Raw genomic sequence first — 17,347 nt, 5'->3', positions numbered from 1 at the left:
GATAATAATTTTTTCACAGGATAGGTATGTCTTTAAAAACAGGGCTATCTTTAATCTATAAGTTATTGTTATGCGAAAAAAGAAGGCCGTAAAGTTATTGGTCGGCATGCACCCATTACAGCGGGTATTGGTAAGCCTGGGATTTGCAGGTCTGGTATTGGTAAGCTTTTTCTTATTTGACCTGAAGCTTCATCCGCTGGTGCAGTATATGCTGTCCTGGGATGTATTTGCCATCTCCTATATCGTCACGGGATGGATTGTGTTTTATAATCGTACGGTAGAGGAGTTGCGTACCTGGGCAAGGGTAGATGATGGCAGCCGGATATTTGTATCCTTTTCTGTGGTATTGGCTTCTATTGCCAGCCTGGTGATTGTACTGCTGTTGATGTTGTCGAAAGAGGTATCGGGTGGTTCTAAGATGATTTACTTACCGGTAGCGATTATGGGCATGCTGGCTTCCTGGGTAATGGTACACACCACGCTGACTTTCCATTACGCTAATTTATACTATGATGATGACGGGACGGATGTTACCAAACATGCCGGTGGGCTGGAGTTCCCGAGTGAAAAGCATCCGGATTATATCGACTTTGCCTATTTCTCCTTTGTGATCGGGATGACTTTCCAGGTATCGGATGTAGAGATCAGCAGGCGGGTGATCCGGCGTACCGCCTTGGCCCATGGCCTGTTGTCGTTTGCGCTCAACACGTTTGTAGTGGCATTGACCATTAACCTGATCGCTGGCCTGAAACAATAGATCGTATAGTCTTTGGGGTTAGTACCGGGCATCTCTCTCCCTGAAAAATATTTTCGGGGAGATAATACCACAATAAGCCTGCTTTAAACAGATCAAATGCCCCGTGGCAGCGGGTAGGGATGGGGTAGCTTCCAGCCGGAAAAGCCAGTTTTTTTGAGTGGTAGAAAGCATAATCTTCTTATCTTTGGGAAGAAATAAAAAAAAATTTTGGAATAATAAACATTTTCCTATCTTTGCAATCCCAAACGAAAAATGCCGCGTTGGTCAAGGGGTTAAGACGCCTCCCTTTCACGGAGGAATCACGGGTTCGAATCCCGTACGTGGTACAAGAAGGACTTCTGAAAAGAGGTCCTTTTTCATTTCAGCCATTATTTCCCGCACCTTACCACATACAACTAACAACAACATTTAGTACATTTATTACAGCACTGCAACTGTCTCCGATATTGTAATGATGCATAGGCATGTCAAGGTAACTGCCCCGCGATGGCAACATGCAGCCAGGTATATCTTTTACCTGCTGTGGATAGTGGTTGCCCTTCCCAATGCAGTAGCACAGTATCCGTCCAAGGTTTCGTACAACTTTTCCCACCTGGATATCAGCAATGGCCTGGCCAGTAATCACGTATCCGCTATTATGCAGGATAAAAAAGGGTTTATCTGGATTGCCAGCACCGCCCTGCAAAGATACGATGGCACCAATCTCCTGACAGTAGCCAGTTTCGACCGCGTGCCAGGTTCCATTTACTACGACGATATCTGCCTCTGTGAAGACCACCAGGGACGCATATGGATGGGAACCCCCGATAACATCCGTGTATACGACCCTGTAACCGACCTGGTAAGAACCTTGAAAGTGGCCGAAAAAGATGTACGCCCTGAAGGACTGCAATGTAGCCAGATTGTGCAGGACCATGCCGGCGTTATATGGGCTACTACGCATGATGGATTACTGCGGTTCAACGAAAAAGCCTTTAATTTCCAGAAAGCGACCATTATTCCCGAAGCTGATCGTGAACAAATGATGGATGCCATCATGGAAGATGAAGCGGGGAACCTTTGGCTCAGCGGAAAACACGGCGTTTATATCCTAGACCGGGACCGGAAAAATTTATACAGCCGCGTCAATAATCCGGAACACCTGCCCATACTGGATATAGACAATACCTTTAAGAAGATATTTACCGATGCCGATCACCAGATATGGCTGGCCTGTCGCAGCGGACAACTCTTCTGTTTCCATCCGGCCTCCCGTAAACTGAACGCCTATACGTTTGAAACACCGTTGGAAAAACGCCTGCTAAAAGTAAAAAGAGAACTGGACAACACTTTCGATCTTGTTTATGATGGGGACAAAAACGTATGGGCAGCCACCGAAAAAGGTGGAATTTTCCGTTTTAGCCGTGCTTTGGGTCATTTCGACCTGAATATTACCGCCAACAATAACGATGAAAAAGGGTTTCATTATAACTACGAGGCTAACTGTTTCCTGAGCGACAGGGAAGGACATCTCTGGATCGGTACCGACCGGGGAGTGAATATTCTCAGTCTGCACAATAAAACCTTCCGCCTGCTCGACAGCCGCACCGTTTTCCCCAATACGAAGGAGCAACTCCCGGCAACAGAAGTGACAGGCATTTTGCAGGCCGCTAACGGCGATGTATATGTAGGTTACTGGGGACAAGGCTTCAGTCGCCTTACGCCTGATTTGAACCTGGTACGCAACTATGTGCACAATTCCACCGGGAATACCGCTACTTCTTTACCCGAAGAGCGGGGCCTGGTATGGAGCTTCGCAGAGTTAAAAGATGGGACTATCGTGGTAGGCCAGGAAAATGGGAATCTTTCTCTCTTTAATCCTGCTACAGGACAATTTATCAAACATGTAACCTCACCCGTATTATACGAACAAACGGTTTTGCATTTACAACCGCAAAACGATACCACGGTTTGGATAGGTCTTTATAAAAGAGGATTGGCCCGCTGGAATCCACAACAGAATACCTTCCGGCAATTCAATAAGTTGACCGACTCTCTGAAGCGCCCGGTATCTGTGATGGATATTGTGCCGGAGAATGATTCTATGTTATGGCTGGGAACCAGCAGTGCAGGGCTCATGCTGTTTAATACCCGGCAGCATTGCATCGCTATCAGGGAAGCATTTACCCGGAGCTCAAGGGTATACAGCAATATCACTTCCCTGCTACGCTATAACGATAGCTTGTTATTGGCCGGTACCGATCATGGGATGTGGATTTATAATACCCTCCGGCAAACTTACCGGCCACTGCTTACCAATACGAAGTTATTCGACCAATGGGTATTGAGTATGGTGATGGGTGATAAGGGCGAGGTATGGTTTACCACCCAATATGGTTTTTATCGTTATTATCTCCCCGAAAATAAATTGGAAACATTTATCCAGGCCGACGATATTGTGGACAATGCCCGGAAAGTGCGCCGCCGTGTGATCCGCTTAAAGAATGGCAATCTATTGGTAGGCGCTTCTGATCACGTGGTTACCTTCGATCCCAACAGCCTGCAGGTAGCGCTGCCGCCTCCCGATGTAACGATTGTAAATCTTAAGGCGTTAGACAGTACCATTCTCATACAGGCCGCCATGCGGGATAGCGTACCGGTAATACTGAGCCATAAGCAAAACTTTATCAGCATTGAGTTTAAGAGCCTGCAATACCACCAGGAACGCATCCGGTATTATTATCAGCTGGAAGGAGTTGATGAAAACTGGGTGTTGACAGATAACATACTGGTGGCTAAATACACGAATCTTCCGCCGGGAAATTACCTTTTTAAGGTACGTGCAGTAAATGCAGCGGGTACCTTTTCGGATCATATCACTACCCTTCGCCTGTTCATTAAGCCAGCCTTCTGGCAAACAGGCTGGTTTCAGTTAATCTGCCTGCTGTTGGCAGCCTCCCTGGTATACCTGTATTTCAGGTTGCGCATTTCGGGAATCAAGCGGGAAGCAAAGAAACGGGAAGCGATACAACAACAAATTGCACAGTTGGAAATGAAAGCCCTGAGGGCACAAATGAATCCGCACTTTATTTTTAATGCGCTCAATTCAATCCAGACTTTTATGATGAAAAGCGAAACGGAGCAGGCGTTATCTTACCTGAGTCGCTTTGCAAAACTGATCCGTAATGTACTGGATAACTCCCAGCTCAATAATATCACCGTAGCACAGGAAGTGAGTGTACTGGAAAATTATATGGAATTGGAAAAGCTACGTTTTTCCGACGAATTTGAATACGAAATTATCATCGATCCATCGTTGGATGCCAATATGGTAGAAGTACCTACGATGGTGATTCAGCCATTTGTGGAAAACGCCATCTGGCACGGCCTGGTGCATGAAAAAGGAAAAGGAAATCTCACCATCACTTTTAAAAAGGTAGATGACCGGGTTTTATGTACCATTGAAGATAATGGAGTAGGTAGAGAGAAGGCCGCTGCAATGAAGAAAGCAAATAAACCCGGGCATCAGTCACGGGGACTGCAAATTACACGGGACCGTTTATCGCTCTATAATAGCCGCTTTAATGTAGATGCCAGCTTTGATATCGAAGACCTTACCGATGAGGAAGGAAAAGCATCGGGAACAAGAGTGAACCTGTGGTTCCCGCTGGTAGAAGAATAAGCTCATATTCCCGTAAAGGCGCAAAGAAAAAAGCAGCAAAGAAATTTAATTCCTTTGCTGCTTTTTTCTTTGCGCCTTTACGGACTGATTAACCTAAACCGATTTCGGAATGTCTTTCGGGAATTTCAATATCCAGGAAGCCTTTTTTCAGTAACCAGTTTCTGAATATTTGTTGTACATCGTACTCGCCGTGTACCAGGAATAGTTTTTTCACTTCCCTGGGATCCTGGCAGGCCAGCCACTGGCTTAAATCTTCATAGTCGCCATGTGCACTCATTGAGCGGATAACGCCTACTTCCGCCTTTACTTCATAGCGGCTACCGTAGATAGATACTTCTTTGGCGCCGCGCATCAGGCGTCCACCCAATGATTGCGGCTCGCAATAGCCCACGATCAGGATGGTGTTTTGTGGTTCGTCGATATTGTTGGCAATATGATGTTTCACACGGCCGGCTTCGGCCATGCCTGAGGCAGAGATGATCACGCAGGGTTCCTTACGGAAGTTGAGTGCTTTGGACTCGTCAACAGATTTTATATAACGCAGTCCGGGGAAGTCAAATGGATCGTCGTCTGTTTTAAGGATATTGGCGACATCCTTGTTAAATACTTCCGGGTGGGCTTTGGTAACCGCGGTAGCTTCTGTAGACAGCGGGCTGTCTACGAAGATATCTACTTTAGGAAGCGTGCCTTTGAGCTGTGCATTGTTAAGCGCATAGAGTAGTTCCTGGGTGCGGCCTACGCTGAAAGCAGGGATAATCAATTTTCCTCTTTTTTCTATGCAGGTTTCGCGGATATAACGAAGCAGTTCATCATCTGCAGGGGCTGCATCAGCGTGAAGCGTGCTGCCATAGGTAGATTCTATCAGGATATAATCTGCCTGTGGAAAAGTGGCAGGCGATTTCAGAATAGCATCGTTGTAGCGGCCAATATCTCCGCTAAAGGAAATTTGTTCTGTTTTACCATTTTCCGTGATACGCAGATGTACAGATGCTGCGCCCACAATGTGACCTGCGTCGGTAAACATCAGTTGAATATCCGGGTCGATATTGGTCCAGGTATTATAGCCCATGGGCTGTAAAGAATGAATGGCTATTTTGGCGTCTTCCACACTGTACAGCGGCTGTACGTAGGGAAGCCCTTCTTTGGCCATTTTCTTGTTGGTGAATTTTACATCGTCCTCTTGTATTTCAGCAGAGTCCATCAACAAAATTTCTGTCATGTCGCGGGTAGCAGGTGTACAATAGATATGGCCGCTATACCCCATTTTAACCAGTCGCGGAATCAGCCCCGAGTGATCGATATGCGCATGTGATAATACCATGTAGGTAATGTCGTGAGGCTCAAAACCAAAGTCCCTGTTCATTGCATCGGTCTCTTGCCCCATTCCCTGGAACATTCCGCAGTCCAATAAAATCTTTTTGCCATTCTTGAGTGTGATCAGATGTTTTGATCCGGTAACGGTGCGTGCTGCGCCATGAAATGCAATTTTCATATCAGTGTTTTAAGGTGAAAGGGTTCACCGTTTTACGATTTACTTTTAAACGACCAGGTGATGGCGAAAGAGGCAATTAGTATGCCGTCTTTATCCCTGCCTTCACTATGAAGGGTAACTGTTTCGGCGGTATCATTGTTCAGCGCTCTTTCCATGGCAGCTCTCAGCAGTGGTAGTTCAGCACAGGTAAACAAAGTAAGGCCGGTCGCCTTTTTTACAAAGGTTGATTCCATGCCGGTAACCAGCATGGATATACGCCGGGAAGTACTACTGGCATACATCAGTGCGGGTAAACCAGTACTCAGCTCTGCGGCCATAGCCAGGCAGGCGAAATAAGTGGAACGGAAAGGGTTTTGTGATAGCCAGCGATAAGGCACTGACGTAACGCAGGTTTCGGTTTCCAGTGATTGTAGTCTAACGCCCGACAACCAAGCAGCGGGCAGCTTCCAAAACAGGTAGGCCGAAAACTTAAACGGATGCCGCGCAAACTTTTGAAAAGATTGCACAGCATCCGTGTTAAAAGTGGTTATGCCAGTATTCATGGCGATATTATTCGTTAACATAATGGGAGGGGAGCAAGGCGCCGGGCGACCACTGCTTCAGAAATTCCGATACTTTCTTTTTGTCATAAGTATCAGCAGATTCCAACAGGCCGGTGTTTTGCGTGTGCAGCCGGTTTCCTTTGGCATCCAGCACTACCAGCACCGGGAACCCAAAACGCTGTGGAAATCCCAGTTCTTTCAGTATCGGCAGATTTTTGTTCTCCTTGCTGTAGTTGAGGTGATATACCTCATAGTTATTGTTCATGGCAGCTTTCAGCTCGGCATCGTCCTCAATAAACTTATACAGCCTTTTGCACCAGATACACCAGTTGCCGCCCACCTGTAACAGTACGTGCTTATTTTCTGCCGCCGCTTTTTTAACCGCAGCAGCAATATCTGTTTTGGCATCGGCAGCAGGATTATAGATGTGTTCCAGGTCATGGGTTTGTGCCTGAGTAGCTGGAATAGCAAAGGCAATACTCAGTAGTAGTGTCCAAACGTACTTCTTCATAAAAAACTAATCATTCAGGGTATCTAATTTACATTATATTTTGCACATACGCGCTGATTGCTTCCTGCGCATGGCGAGGGTCTTTCAGCTGTAATTGTACAATGTCTTTCAGCTGTTGTTGCAGGGCTGTATCGTACACAGGTACACATACTTCAATGCGGCGATGAAGGTTGCGGTTCATCCAGTCGGCAGAGCCCATATACACTTCTTCCTGGTTGTTATTGTGGAAGATAAATATCCGGGCGTGTTCCAGGTAGCGGTCTACAATCCGGATAATGCGGATATTCCGGCTCTCCGGTATATCGGTAACCAGGCAGTTAATGCTTCTTACCACCAGGGTTACCTGTACCCCGGCCTCACTGGCTTCATACAGCTTGCTAATCATCCCCCTTTCCTGTAGGTTATTTATCTTGATGATGATATGGGCAGGCTTGCCTTCCCTGGCGTATAGGATTTCCCGGTCTATCAGGCTGGTGAAACGTTTGGTCATATTAAACTGCGCCACCAACAGATGTTCGAACCGTAAAAAATCGTAGGCCAGTGGTTGTTCCCTGCTTTGCAGGTAGAGGAACAGCAGCTCCATCTCCCTGGTAATACCTGTGTGGGAGGTAAACAAAACATGATCGGTATAAAAGCGGGCGGTGCTTTCGTTGAAATTGCCGGTAGCTATCAGTCCGCAATAATCCCATTGATAGCCCCTATTGCGCTTTACCAGGGCGGTTTTAGCATGCACCTTCATGCCCGGGATACTATAGATCAGTTTCACGCCGGCATCTTTCATCTTCTTGGCCCAACGGATATTGTTGGCCTCGTCGAACCGGGCTTTCAGCTCCACGAATACCGTTACCTTTTTACCATTTTTAGCAGCGCTGATCAACGCCTGAGCGATCTGCGACCCGGAGGCAATGCGATACAGGGTGACATATATTTCGGCTACATCAGGATCCAGCGCAGCTTCACTGAAGAAACGCAGCACATAGTCGTAACGCTGATAGGGGAGATGTACCAGCAGGTCCTGTTGCAGTACAAGGTCCAGTAACCGGTCGGTAGCCGCTGCTGTTTTGTTCTCCGCAGGAGTCACCCTGGGATAACTGATCTGCGTTAATCCCGCGGGAGCGGGAAGATCTGCCAGGTCTTTCAAATTATGATAACGCCCCCCGGGTACCAGTTCATCGTTCCGGATATCAAATTGCCCGGCCAGGAAATGTAATAGTGGTAAAGGAATGGTGGCATCATACAGGAAGCGGGTAGGCACACCTAACTCACGTTTACGGATAAACGTTTCTACTTCTTCCAGTATATCGCCCTTTACTTCATCCATATCCATTTCTGCATTACGGGTGAGTTTAATACTATGGCAGTTTTCCACCGTATATCCCGGAAAGATATATGCGAGATGGGTACGTATGATATCATCCAGGAAGGTGATATAATGTATGCCATCAATAGATGGCAGCTGCAGGAAGCGGGATAAGGATGCCGGTATATTTACGATGGCATATTCCTGCGACTCCGGGCGGTTTTCCGGGAGCAGTGTTACCGCAAAATAAAGCGCATTATTTTCCAGGAATGGTTTCTTCGGTTTCCCGTTCAACCACACCGGTTGTAAATAAGCCAGTATCGTGGTGAGAAAATAATTTTTTGTAAATGCCTGGTGAGAGGCGTTTAAGGGTTGATTGTAATACAACTGTACCCCACGTGCCAGCAGGTCGGGTAATACGCTGCCAGTAAAGATCTGACCGTACTCCTGTTGCTGCCGGTTTATTTCCTGTAGTACTTCCTGCAACGTACTACTGCTGATAGACTCATTTTCGCCGGCAGCAGGGTCCTGCGCTAACACTTTGTTAATAGTCAATACAGCCGGCATTCTTACCCGAAAAAATTCATCGAGGTTAGAAGAAAAAATTGACAGGAATTTAATGCGTTCGTATAGCGGTACCTGTTGGTCCGCCGCCATTTGCAGCACCCGGTAGTTAAACGATAACCAGCTCAGATCGCGGTTATATAAAGGAATACCCATGAATCATTATGCTTTTACCGGGAAGAAAATAGCTGCTATCAAAAATGCAAGGACGGAAATAATTAATCCGAACATGAAGATATTATAGGAAATGCGCAACAGTTTATATTTATGGCCCAATACTACGCCCAGGTAGTAAATGTCGCGGGTCATGCTGCTATACAGGAAGTCGGAATCGTTCATCATTTGCTTCATGCCCCATTGGTATTCTTCCAGGTGCATTTTATAGAAGTTGCCAAAGAACAGCAGGTTGGCATCTTTCTTTTCAATATCTGTTTTGGTAAATACGCCACTGGTTACATTAGGGCGGGTAGCCAATACAGAGAAGATAACGGTTAGCACTGCCGTGGTGAGGAAGATAATGGAAGGAATGATCATATTGGGATAATCCTCCAAGCGCCTTACCAGTACGCTCAATATCACGGAGATAATGATCGAGTTGACAGAAATCATGATATGCGCTTTGCTGTCGGCCATAGAGCTGAGGCGGATATGATTGGTAGAAGTGGTTCTGAACATCGTTTCCACTCCTCTTTCCGGCTTCTTGGTCTTATCTTTTTTAATTTTTTCCTGCGCTTTAAGCGGGGCAGTACCGGCATCAGCAGGTGCATTGGTGGCTTCCTCTGCGGCTTCTGCTGTTTTTTTCTCCAGCTTCTTTTTCAGTTTAGCCAGGTTTTCGTCTTTCTGTTGCTTGAACAACATCTGGGCATAATCGGTCCAGTAGTGATGCTCGGTCAGAAAGGTAATATTGTTCGTGAGCCAGTTGATGGCTGGGATATCCCGCTGGTAAGTAAGCTGTAATTCCTGGCGCAGGAGCTTGTTGCGGTCAGCAAATTCTTTGGAGCCCAGGTGAGACAGGTCGGCATCGCAAACAATCTGTTCTACCAGGGTATGGGGCGACTGGGGCATTTTGGTGGCGAGGATCGCTCCTTGCACCATCGACTGAACTTTTTCAGGGACCTGTTGTTGCTGTAAAAACCGGAGCGCTTCCTGCGCGCCGTTTTCCTCGTGTACTTTGCCTTCTCCTATTAAATAGCCGGCATCATGAAACCAGGCAGCTACATATACCGCCAGTAGTTCATCGTCTTGCAAACGGTAATGGGCGGCTATTTGTGCAGCAGCCTGTACTACCTGTTGGGTATGAACCAGGTTATGATATACCAGGTTGGGATGCGGATGTTGCTGGTATTGGTTCAGCACATAATCCCGGGCTGCATCTATGATAATATTGTTCATAAGGAAGAGAAAAAATTAAGATAAGAAACGGTGAATGCCGTTTTTTCATGGACTATAACGACATATTCGCTGTTTCCGGTATTACAATTCACAAATTCAACCTAAGTTACTGCATTTTTGAGTTAAATTTATGCCATAAAGTTACACTATGGATGTCCGGATCGGGTTAATCTTTCTCCTCTTCTTACTGTCATGCAATACTTTTAGTGACAGAGAACAAAAAGTGTATTCCACTCCACCAGGATATGATTTAAAAGAGCCGGTGCGTTACCGGCTGCGGGAATCCATGCAGGAAATTTCCGGGATTGTACTATTCCCGGATGAACATAAGATCGTGGCGATTAACGATGAGGAGGGCAGGATTTACCAGGTAGATGTGGCAGCTACCAAGCCTTATCCGTATTATAAGTTCGCCAAAAACGGCGACTATGAAGATATTTGTCGTACCGACAGCGGATGGTTTGTATTAAAGAGCAGCGGCTCCCTGTATCATGTACATGGTTTGTTCACCGATAGCGTTTACAGCGATCACTATAAACTGGAAAAGCAGGGTAAACGGGAGTTCGAAACCACCTACTACGACAGTGCCAGGAACAGCATTGTGATGGTATGTAAGAATTGTGAAGACGATAAAAAGCTGGGAATTACCAGCGCTTACCGTTTCGACCTGGCTTCCAAGACATTTGATACCACCGCCATTTATCATTTCGAGGCCCGGGAAATTGCCCGCCTTGTGGGGGCAGATATGCGCTTCTTTAAACCATCGGCCGCCGCTATTCACCCGATAGAAAAAAGATTATATATGGTAGCCTCGGTAAATGGACTGCTGGTCATTGCCGACCTGCAAGGCCATGTACAGGAAGCATACAACCTGAAACACCGCCTGTTCCTGCAACCGGAGGGTATTGATTTTGCGCCTAACGGCGATATGTATATTTCTAACGAAGGCGGTTACGATGGCGCCGCCAGTATTCTTAAATTCACCTACAAGTCCAAATGATCAGATCCATCCTTTTTTATATTGTATTGTTCTTTCTTGCTTATGGCAGTGTGAGTGCACAATCACCTACGGTGGTAAAGCGTGTCATCCTTATCGGTGATGCCGGCGAATTGCACAGCAACGGGCATAATGCCGTAGTAGATGCGGTGCGTAAAACATTTAATCTCCAGGATAACAACAATACCATCCTCTTCCTCGGCGACAACGTATATCCCAGAGGGGTGCCCGATTCTGCCAGCGCCAAATATCCGGCTGCGAAAGAAATTCTGGACTACCAGATCAACCTGGTACGCGGTACTAACGCCCGCGGCTATATTATTCCCGGCAACCACGACTGGTATAAGAGCAAACCAGATGGCTGGGATATTATCCGCAACCAGCAACGGTACGTCGATTCCCAGCATCTGGATAATGTGCAATTCGAGCCAAAAGATGGCTGCCCCGGTCCGATAGAAGTGAAAATAGCAGATAGCATTACCCTTATTATTATGGATAGTGAATGGTGGGTATTTCCTTATGAAAAGCCCGGTGCGGAATCGTCCTGCGATTGTAAAGACAATGATGAAATCCTCACCAAATTGTCGGAGATAGTAGCATTGAACCGCAATAAGCTGATCATCTTTGCTACGCACCATCCTTTCCGCAGCTACGGCATTCACGGTGGTTACTATACGCTGAAGCAACATATTTTTCCGCTCACCGATCTGAAGCCATCACTCTATATTCCACTGCCCGTTATAGGATCTATCTACCCTTTTGCCAGGGGAGTACTGGGCAGCCTGGAAGATATCCCCAATCCCCGGTATCAGCAAATGATCAAAGGAGTAGAAGAGGCGCTAAAACCACATGGCCCGGTAGTATTTGTGTCGGGACACGACCATACATTGCAGCTTATCAGGGATCAGCAAAATGCTTATGTCGTTAGTGGAAGTGGCGCTAAGCATAACCGCGTTAAAAAAGGCGCCAAATCACAATTTGCTTCTACTGCCAATGGTTTCAGCACCGTGGAGTTGCTGTCTGACGGTACCGTACGCACACAGTATTATTTCGCAGATAACGGTGCTACACCGGTATTCAGCGAAAACCTGTTTCGCATACAGGATATATCTTCACAGGCCCTGACCTACAAAACGCCCGCTGAATTACCGCCTTATATCAGGATGGCGGCAGACACCCAATACAACCGTTTCGGTGGTTTCCATAAATTCATCCTGGGTGAAAACTACCGCAAGGTATGGGCTACACCTTTGAATTTCCCCGTGTTAAACCTGGCTACTGCCAAAGGAGGCCTGAAGGTATTGCAACGTGGAGGCGGCAAACAAACGCACTCCCTCCGGCTGGAAGATAGCACCGGCACAGAATACGCGATGCGCTCATTAAAGAAATTCCCGCTGGCGGCTATACCCGAGCTGCTGAGAGAAACAGTTGCCCGCGATGTGGTACAAGACCAAATCTCCGCGGCCAATCCTTTTGCGCCACTGGCAGTGAGCGTATTGGCCGAAGCTGCCGGTGTACCTCATACTAATCCCACGTTTGTATATCTCCCGGCGGATACGGCGCTGGGTGTCTTCGCCAATACTTTCGGTAACGAAGTATATCTCTTCGAAGAACGGGAACCCATGACGGGGAAGAATGATAAAACTTACAATACCCCAAAAGTACTGGCTAAGATTTTAGGAGATAATGATGCACATGTAGATCAGAAAGCCGTACTAAGGGCACGTATACTCGATACTTATATTATGGATTTCGACCGTCATGATGATCAGTGGCGTTGGTACAAAGAATCGCATAAAGGGGAAGATTATTATTACCCCGTACCCCGCGACCGCGACCAGGCGTTTTTTATCAATGGTGGTGTATTGCCCCGCCTGGCTTCCCGTCCGTGGATATTACCGGGTATACAAGGATTCCGTGATAACATCCCCGATGTGAATGGCTTCCAGTTCAGTGCCCGGTACTTCGACCGTTCTTTTATGAACGAGCTGGATGAAAAAGACTGGAAGAAACAAACAGGGAAATTTCTGAAGAAGATGACCGATAGCGTGATACAGGCTGCTGTAAATGCCTTCCCGGATACTGTTAAGACTCAGGTAGGCCCGATGATGATCCATCGCTTGTCTGTTCGTCGTGATATCCTGGAAAAGAACATGATGAAATACTATCGCTTCCTGGCGAAAGGCGTAGATGTGCCAGCCACCGAAAAAGATGAGCTGATAGTGGTGGATAAACAGGAAAATGGCGCCGTGGCGCTAGATATCTTTAAAATCAGCAAGAAAGGAAATATCAAGCAAAATATCTATTCCCGCACCTTCGACCCAGCTGTAACCAAAGAAGTGAACGTATATGGCATGGGAGGAAACGATCGCTTTGTCATCAAAGGCGATCATGGCACGCCCATCCGCATACGCCTGGTAGGTGGCCGCGATACCGATTCTTATATCGACAGTACTACCGTGAAGGCTGGTAAACGGATACGTATATACGACCAGCGAACCGGCAATGATACGTTTGCCCTCTCCCGTAATGAACAACGTCGCTTATCGAACGATCCCGCGAATATCAAATATAACCGAAACGCCTTCCAGTACGAGAAAACAGTACCTATGCTGGCTGGCGCCTATAACCGCGATGATGGCTTATTACTGGGGCTCGGATTATCCGATACCCGGCATGCTTTCCGCCGGGAACCGTTTTCATCGAAGCACCTGTTTACCGCTACTCATGCACTGGCTACCCGCGCCTGGAACTTCCGCTACGAAGGTGAATTCACCGACGTGATCGGAAAATCAGACCTCCTGCTATTCGCACGAGCCAAAGCGCCCAATAATACCATTAACTTTTTCGGTTTCGGCAATGAAACCGTATTTGATAAGTCCAACGGAAAAACTATTTCTTATTACCGCGCCCGGTTTAATATCTATAACGCAGAAGCACTGCTGAGAACAAGTTTTGGCAATCACTTCAACATTGCGTACGGCCCTGCTTTTACCAATTACGCGTTTGATAAAGATGAAAATGGGAATCGTTTTATCACAGATTTTAAGACTAATGGTCTCGATTCGGCCGGTATCTATGCCAACAAAGCTTATGCCGGTGGAAAAGTGGTAGCAACGCTGGATACGCGTAACAATAAAATTATTCCCACCCGCGGCGTTTTATGGACAACCACTTATTCCGGAAATTTTGGGTTGAATGGAAATAGCTACAATACTACCCAGCTGCAGTCGGATTTGAGTCTTTATATGAGTTTCCGGATTCCTGCCAACTTTGTGATTGTAAGCCGTTTCGGTGGTGGTAAGCTATGGGGGAATTATGAATACTTCCAGGCACTAACAGTAGGAGGAGTCCAGAACCTGCGTGGCTACCGCAATTTCCGGTTTGCCGGCGACGCCAGCGTGTACAACAATACAGAAATAAGGGTAAAATTATTCGACCTGAAAACATACATATTGCCTGCCGGCGTAGGATTGATTGCCTTCAACGATGTAGGCCGGGTATGGTGGGAAGGAGAAACCTCGCATGTATGGCACGATGGCTATGGTGGAGGTATCTATGTGGCGCCTATCAATACGCTGATCATTACCGCGGTGATAGGGCATTCTAAAGAAGAAACGGTACCCTATGTTACCTTCGGGTTTAAGTTTTAATGAAAAGGTCCCGCTCAGCGGGACCTTTCTTTTTATATAGCGACGAGGTTCAGGCTTCTTCCATATTCACGGTTACCCTCAAGGCTTTCAGGCCACTCACTCCCTGTAATTCTTCCAATTCTACTTCCTCAATTTCCGGCAAAAGGATCTTTTTGCTTTGCAGGAATGCGATGTATTTTTTCAGTTCATCCATTTCGCGGGCATAAGAATATACCATGGCAATGGTACCGGGCTGCGTCAGTCTTTCGCCGGTATCCTTGATATGCACTTTATCGATACGTTTTTTGATGATCTCGTAGCGAACATTATAGGCGCCTTCTACGTCAAACCGGCGTTCATCGCTGCGGAAGCTGATGGTGATAGGAGCGCTGTGCATCAATATCATTTGTGTGGTTTGCAAATGCACTTTTAACTTCGGACTCAGCTTATGCGTCAGCCTGGCGATATGTGCCATTGACGAGAGTTGCCATAGGCGAAGGTTGCGCAAATACAGGTGGTCAAACTTTTTTTCCTGCGCAATCGACTGACCGATGTAGATGGTATATTCTATACCATCTGTGCGGTATTTTTCAAAATAGCAGGGGAAAGATTGCTGAATGTATAATCTTTCTTTTTCCAGGTATTGACTGATAGCGGTATTCACATGAGACAGGCTTTCTTCATACTCTCTCCGGTGATGATATACATGCCCCTCTGATTTATCTATCTTCTTGAAATAGTTTTCCAGCACCGGCTGCAGCGTTTCATTGCCTTCACATAGATGTTCCAGTACTGGTTGTATTTCCTGGTCCATGAACTCGTTTACCTTGAGATCTTCGCCGGCTTGCAGGCTATTGCTGAGATGTTGTAGCAGGTCGTTTGTTTTAAACTGCAATTCTTCCAGCAATGGCAGGTGCACGGTTTGTCCGATTGTTTCGAGCGTATCACGAATCAATTCCAGCTGTTCCTGCAGATCTTCCCGAATGGCATTACCTTGTTGAACAGACGAATTCCGGATATCTACGGCGCCATATAATGGGTATACTTCATCGAAGCTGATGCTTTCAATATCCTTTCTTTCTTCCGGAGGTGTGAGCAGGTAATTCCAGGCTTCATCCACAAATTTCCATTCCACCGCAGGTTGCAATGCGGTGAACTGGTCTTTGATCACTTCGTTCAGCCTGTTTTCCAGGATGTTCATACTGCGACTCAGCATCAATCCCAATAAAGGGTAGGCATTTTGCAGTTTCCACAAAGGCTCTGCTGATAGGCGATTCGGTACGGAGGACGCTAATTCCAGTACGCCCAGTACCTCCTTTTTATGGGTGATGGGGCATAGGATAAAGCTCCTGATATTTTTAATCGGCAGAAACTTAAGAAAAGGATGAGGGTTGATAGTAGCCTCATTCACATCCGGTACAATCAGCGGAACAGGGTGCTGTTGCAGATGTTCCAGCATCAACTGGAAGAAATGCTGTTGCTGTTTCTTGTTGCCGATGCCCAGGATAGGATCCGTATTGGAAAATTGCTCTTCTAGTACGCTTTTACCATTTACTTTGGGAAACGGTACCATATGCGCGGTGATATCCGGGATCCCCAATATGGTAGGAATCATTTTTTCCAGGCTCCGGTAGCTGTCAACTTCATTGTTGGCGCGCATATTCATTACCAGGTTCTTGATGTTATTCAGCGTTTCGGACTGGGTCACATCTTTTACCGTCCATATCACAAAGCCTTCCAGGGAAAACAGGTGTGTAGGAAGCAGCTGTTGTAAGCCCTCAGGGGTAATTTGTTTGGAACAAAATTGATTATAGTCCAGGTGTGGTATGGAGCCATTTACTTTTACGTCTACAAACCGGGCATCGATATTTACTTTCACATAACGCTTAATGCCATCGGGCGTTTCAACCCGGTGGATAATATCGTTTTTATAATTCATGGGAAAGTGAAATACCTTTTCCAGGATTAGTTTGTACAGCCAGGTCATTTTATCTTTCTTCACCTGGGCCAGCGAAATGCCGTCGGGTACGGTGGTCAGTTCTTTTCCGTCTGACGTGAAAAGCTGTTTGAAAAGATCTGAATAATGGAAGATGGCAAATCTATAAGGAGCTCCCATACCATAAATATCCGTGGACGAGTCGGTAGTTACCGGGAAAATGGCAGCAATCAACAAATCCAGGTATTCCTTGTATTGGCTGAGGTCCGCATCCGGTGAGATGGGTTTTAGTATATCCGGGTTGCTTTCAAACTTGTCAATGATCAGTTGGTAAAAAGAGGAACGGGCATCATCTCCATTGCCTACTTTCTCCTTTAGATAGTTGAGGAATGGGACGAATGATATATTGGACTCAATTACTTTATCATCGTTAAAAACGCCGGGGTGTGCAGTTAGAACTTTCATATCTACGTATAATTATAACCAAAGGCTATTCTTTTAATGCCAGCAAAAAATGTCTTAATACAAGTTACAATAACGAGTGCAGGTATAACAGAGAGGAG

Annotated in this window: 10 protein-coding genes and 1 tRNA gene; 5 read left to right on the top strand and 6 right to left on the bottom strand. The window is 46.4% G+C overall.

From position 1 onward, the window contains the following. The first annotated feature begins 70 nt into the window (after positions 1–70). The 3 genes from FHW36_RS00115 to FHW36_RS00105 all read left to right on the top strand — a co-directional run bounded on the left by FHW36_RS00115 (position 71) and on the right by FHW36_RS00105 (position 4,418). Positions 71–757, top strand: a complete 687-nt coding sequence (locus FHW36_RS00115; protein WP_186452255.1) for a DUF1345 domain-containing protein — start codon at positions 71–73, stop codon at positions 755–757. A gap of 254 nt (positions 758–1,011) precedes the next feature. Continuing rightward, a tRNA-Glu gene (locus FHW36_RS00110) sits at positions 1,012–1,083 on the top strand. Between the two features lie 128 nt (positions 1,084–1,211). Continuing rightward, on the top strand, positions 1,212–4,418 hold the full coding sequence (locus FHW36_RS00105) for a ligand-binding sensor domain-containing protein (RefSeq protein WP_186452254.1): 3,207 nt from the start codon (positions 1,212–1,214) through the stop codon (positions 4,416–4,418). 88 nt (positions 4,419–4,506) lie between these two features. On the opposite strand, the gene FHW36_RS00100 is transcribed toward FHW36_RS00105, so the two are convergent. Genes FHW36_RS00100 through FHW36_RS00080 form a run of 5 tightly spaced genes read right to left on the bottom strand, consistent with a single transcriptional unit; the run spans position 4,507 to position 10,219 of the window. After that, the gene (locus tag FHW36_RS00100) at positions 4,507–5,910 is read right to left on the bottom strand and encodes an MBL fold metallo-hydrolase RNA specificity domain-containing protein (protein WP_145660325.1); all 1,404 of its coding nucleotides are present in this window, start codon (positions 5,908–5,910) and stop codon (positions 4,507–4,509) included. A 32-nt stretch (positions 5,911–5,942) separates the two neighbouring features. Then, positions 5,943–6,452: a DUF4442 domain-containing protein gene (locus FHW36_RS00095; protein WP_145660322.1), complete on the bottom strand. Its 510-nt coding sequence runs from the start codon at positions 6,450–6,452 to the stop codon at positions 5,943–5,945. 7 nt (positions 6,453–6,459) lie between these two features. Continuing rightward, a complete protein-coding gene (locus FHW36_RS00090) occupies positions 6,460–6,963 on the bottom strand; it encodes a thioredoxin family protein (protein WP_145660319.1) in 504 nt (167 codons plus the stop codon). Positions 6,964–6,991: 28 nt separating this feature from the next. Then, positions 6,992–8,983 (bottom strand): polyphosphate kinase 1, encoded by a 1,992-nt coding sequence (gene ppk1, locus FHW36_RS00085; protein WP_145660315.1) that lies wholly within the window; start codon positions 8,981–8,983, stop codon positions 6,992–6,994. A 6-nt stretch (positions 8,984–8,989) separates the two neighbouring features. Beyond that, positions 8,990–10,219, bottom strand: coding sequence for a Pycsar system effector family protein (locus FHW36_RS00080; protein WP_145660308.1), 1,230 nt, complete (start codon positions 10,217–10,219; stop codon positions 8,990–8,992). Positions 10,220–10,367: 148 nt separating this feature from the next. Here FHW36_RS00080 and FHW36_RS00075 point away from each other — a divergent pair, with 148 nt between their 5' ends. Both FHW36_RS00075 and FHW36_RS00070 read left to right on the top strand, forming a co-directional pair. Next, a complete protein-coding gene (locus FHW36_RS00075; RefSeq protein WP_145660301.1) occupies positions 10,368–11,219 on the top strand; it encodes a hypothetical protein in 852 nt (283 codons plus the stop codon). Next, positions 11,216–14,869: a BamA/TamA family outer membrane protein gene (locus tag FHW36_RS00070; protein ID WP_145660298.1), complete on the top strand. Its 3,654-nt coding sequence runs from the start codon at positions 11,216–11,218 to the stop codon at positions 14,867–14,869. Before FHW36_RS00075 ends, FHW36_RS00070 begins: the two co-directional genes overlap by 4 nt. Before the next feature lie 49 nt (positions 14,870–14,918). On the opposite strand, the gene FHW36_RS00065 is transcribed toward FHW36_RS00070, so the two are convergent. After that, on the bottom strand, positions 14,919–17,249 hold the full coding sequence (locus tag FHW36_RS00065; protein ID WP_145660295.1) for a GAF domain-containing protein: 2,331 nt from the start codon (positions 17,247–17,249) through the stop codon (positions 14,919–14,921). Positions 17,250–17,347: the final 98 nt, after the last annotated feature.

This window comes from Chitinophaga polysaccharea (genome assembly GCF_007829335.1).
Lineage (GTDB): Bacteria > Bacteroidota > Bacteroidia > Chitinophagales > Chitinophagaceae > Chitinophaga > Chitinophaga polysaccharea_B.
The sequence above is the reverse complement of the archived record's forward strand: the minus strand, read 5'-3'. Positions and strand labels throughout refer to the sequence as shown.

Bases quoted from the DNA above. Each gene is read 5' to 3' on its own strand.
- FHW36_RS00115 (WP_186452255.1), top strand. From the start codon at position 71: ATGCGAAAAAAGAAGGCCGTAAAGTTATTGGTCGGCATGCACCCATTA.
- FHW36_RS00105 (WP_186452254.1), top strand. From the start codon at position 1,212: ATGCATAGGCATGTCAAGGTAACTGCCCCGCGATGGCAACATGCAGCC.
- FHW36_RS00100 (WP_145660325.1), bottom strand. From the start codon at position 5,910: ATGAAAATTGCATTTCATGGCGCAGCACGCACCGTTACCGGATCAAAA.
- FHW36_RS00095 (WP_145660322.1), bottom strand. From the start codon at position 6,452: ATGAATACTGGCATAACCACTTTTAACACGGATGCTGTGCAATCTTTT.
- FHW36_RS00090 (WP_145660319.1), bottom strand. From the start codon at position 6,963: ATGAAGAAGTACGTTTGGACACTACTACTGAGTATTGCCTTTGCTATT.
- ppk1 (WP_145660315.1), bottom strand. From the start codon at position 8,983: ATGGGTATTCCTTTATATAACCGCGATCTGAGCTGGTTATCGTTTAAC.
- FHW36_RS00080 (WP_145660308.1), bottom strand. From the start codon at position 10,219: ATGAACAATATTATCATAGATGCAGCCCGGGATTATGTGCTGAACCAA.
- FHW36_RS00075 (WP_145660301.1), top strand. From the start codon at position 10,368: ATGGATGTCCGGATCGGGTTAATCTTTCTCCTCTTCTTACTGTCATGC.
- FHW36_RS00070 (WP_145660298.1), top strand. From the start codon at position 11,216: ATGATCAGATCCATCCTTTTTTATATTGTATTGTTCTTTCTTGCTTAT.
- FHW36_RS00065 (WP_145660295.1), bottom strand. From the start codon at position 17,249: ATGAAAGTTCTAACTGCACACCCCGGCGTTTTTAACGATGATAAAGTA.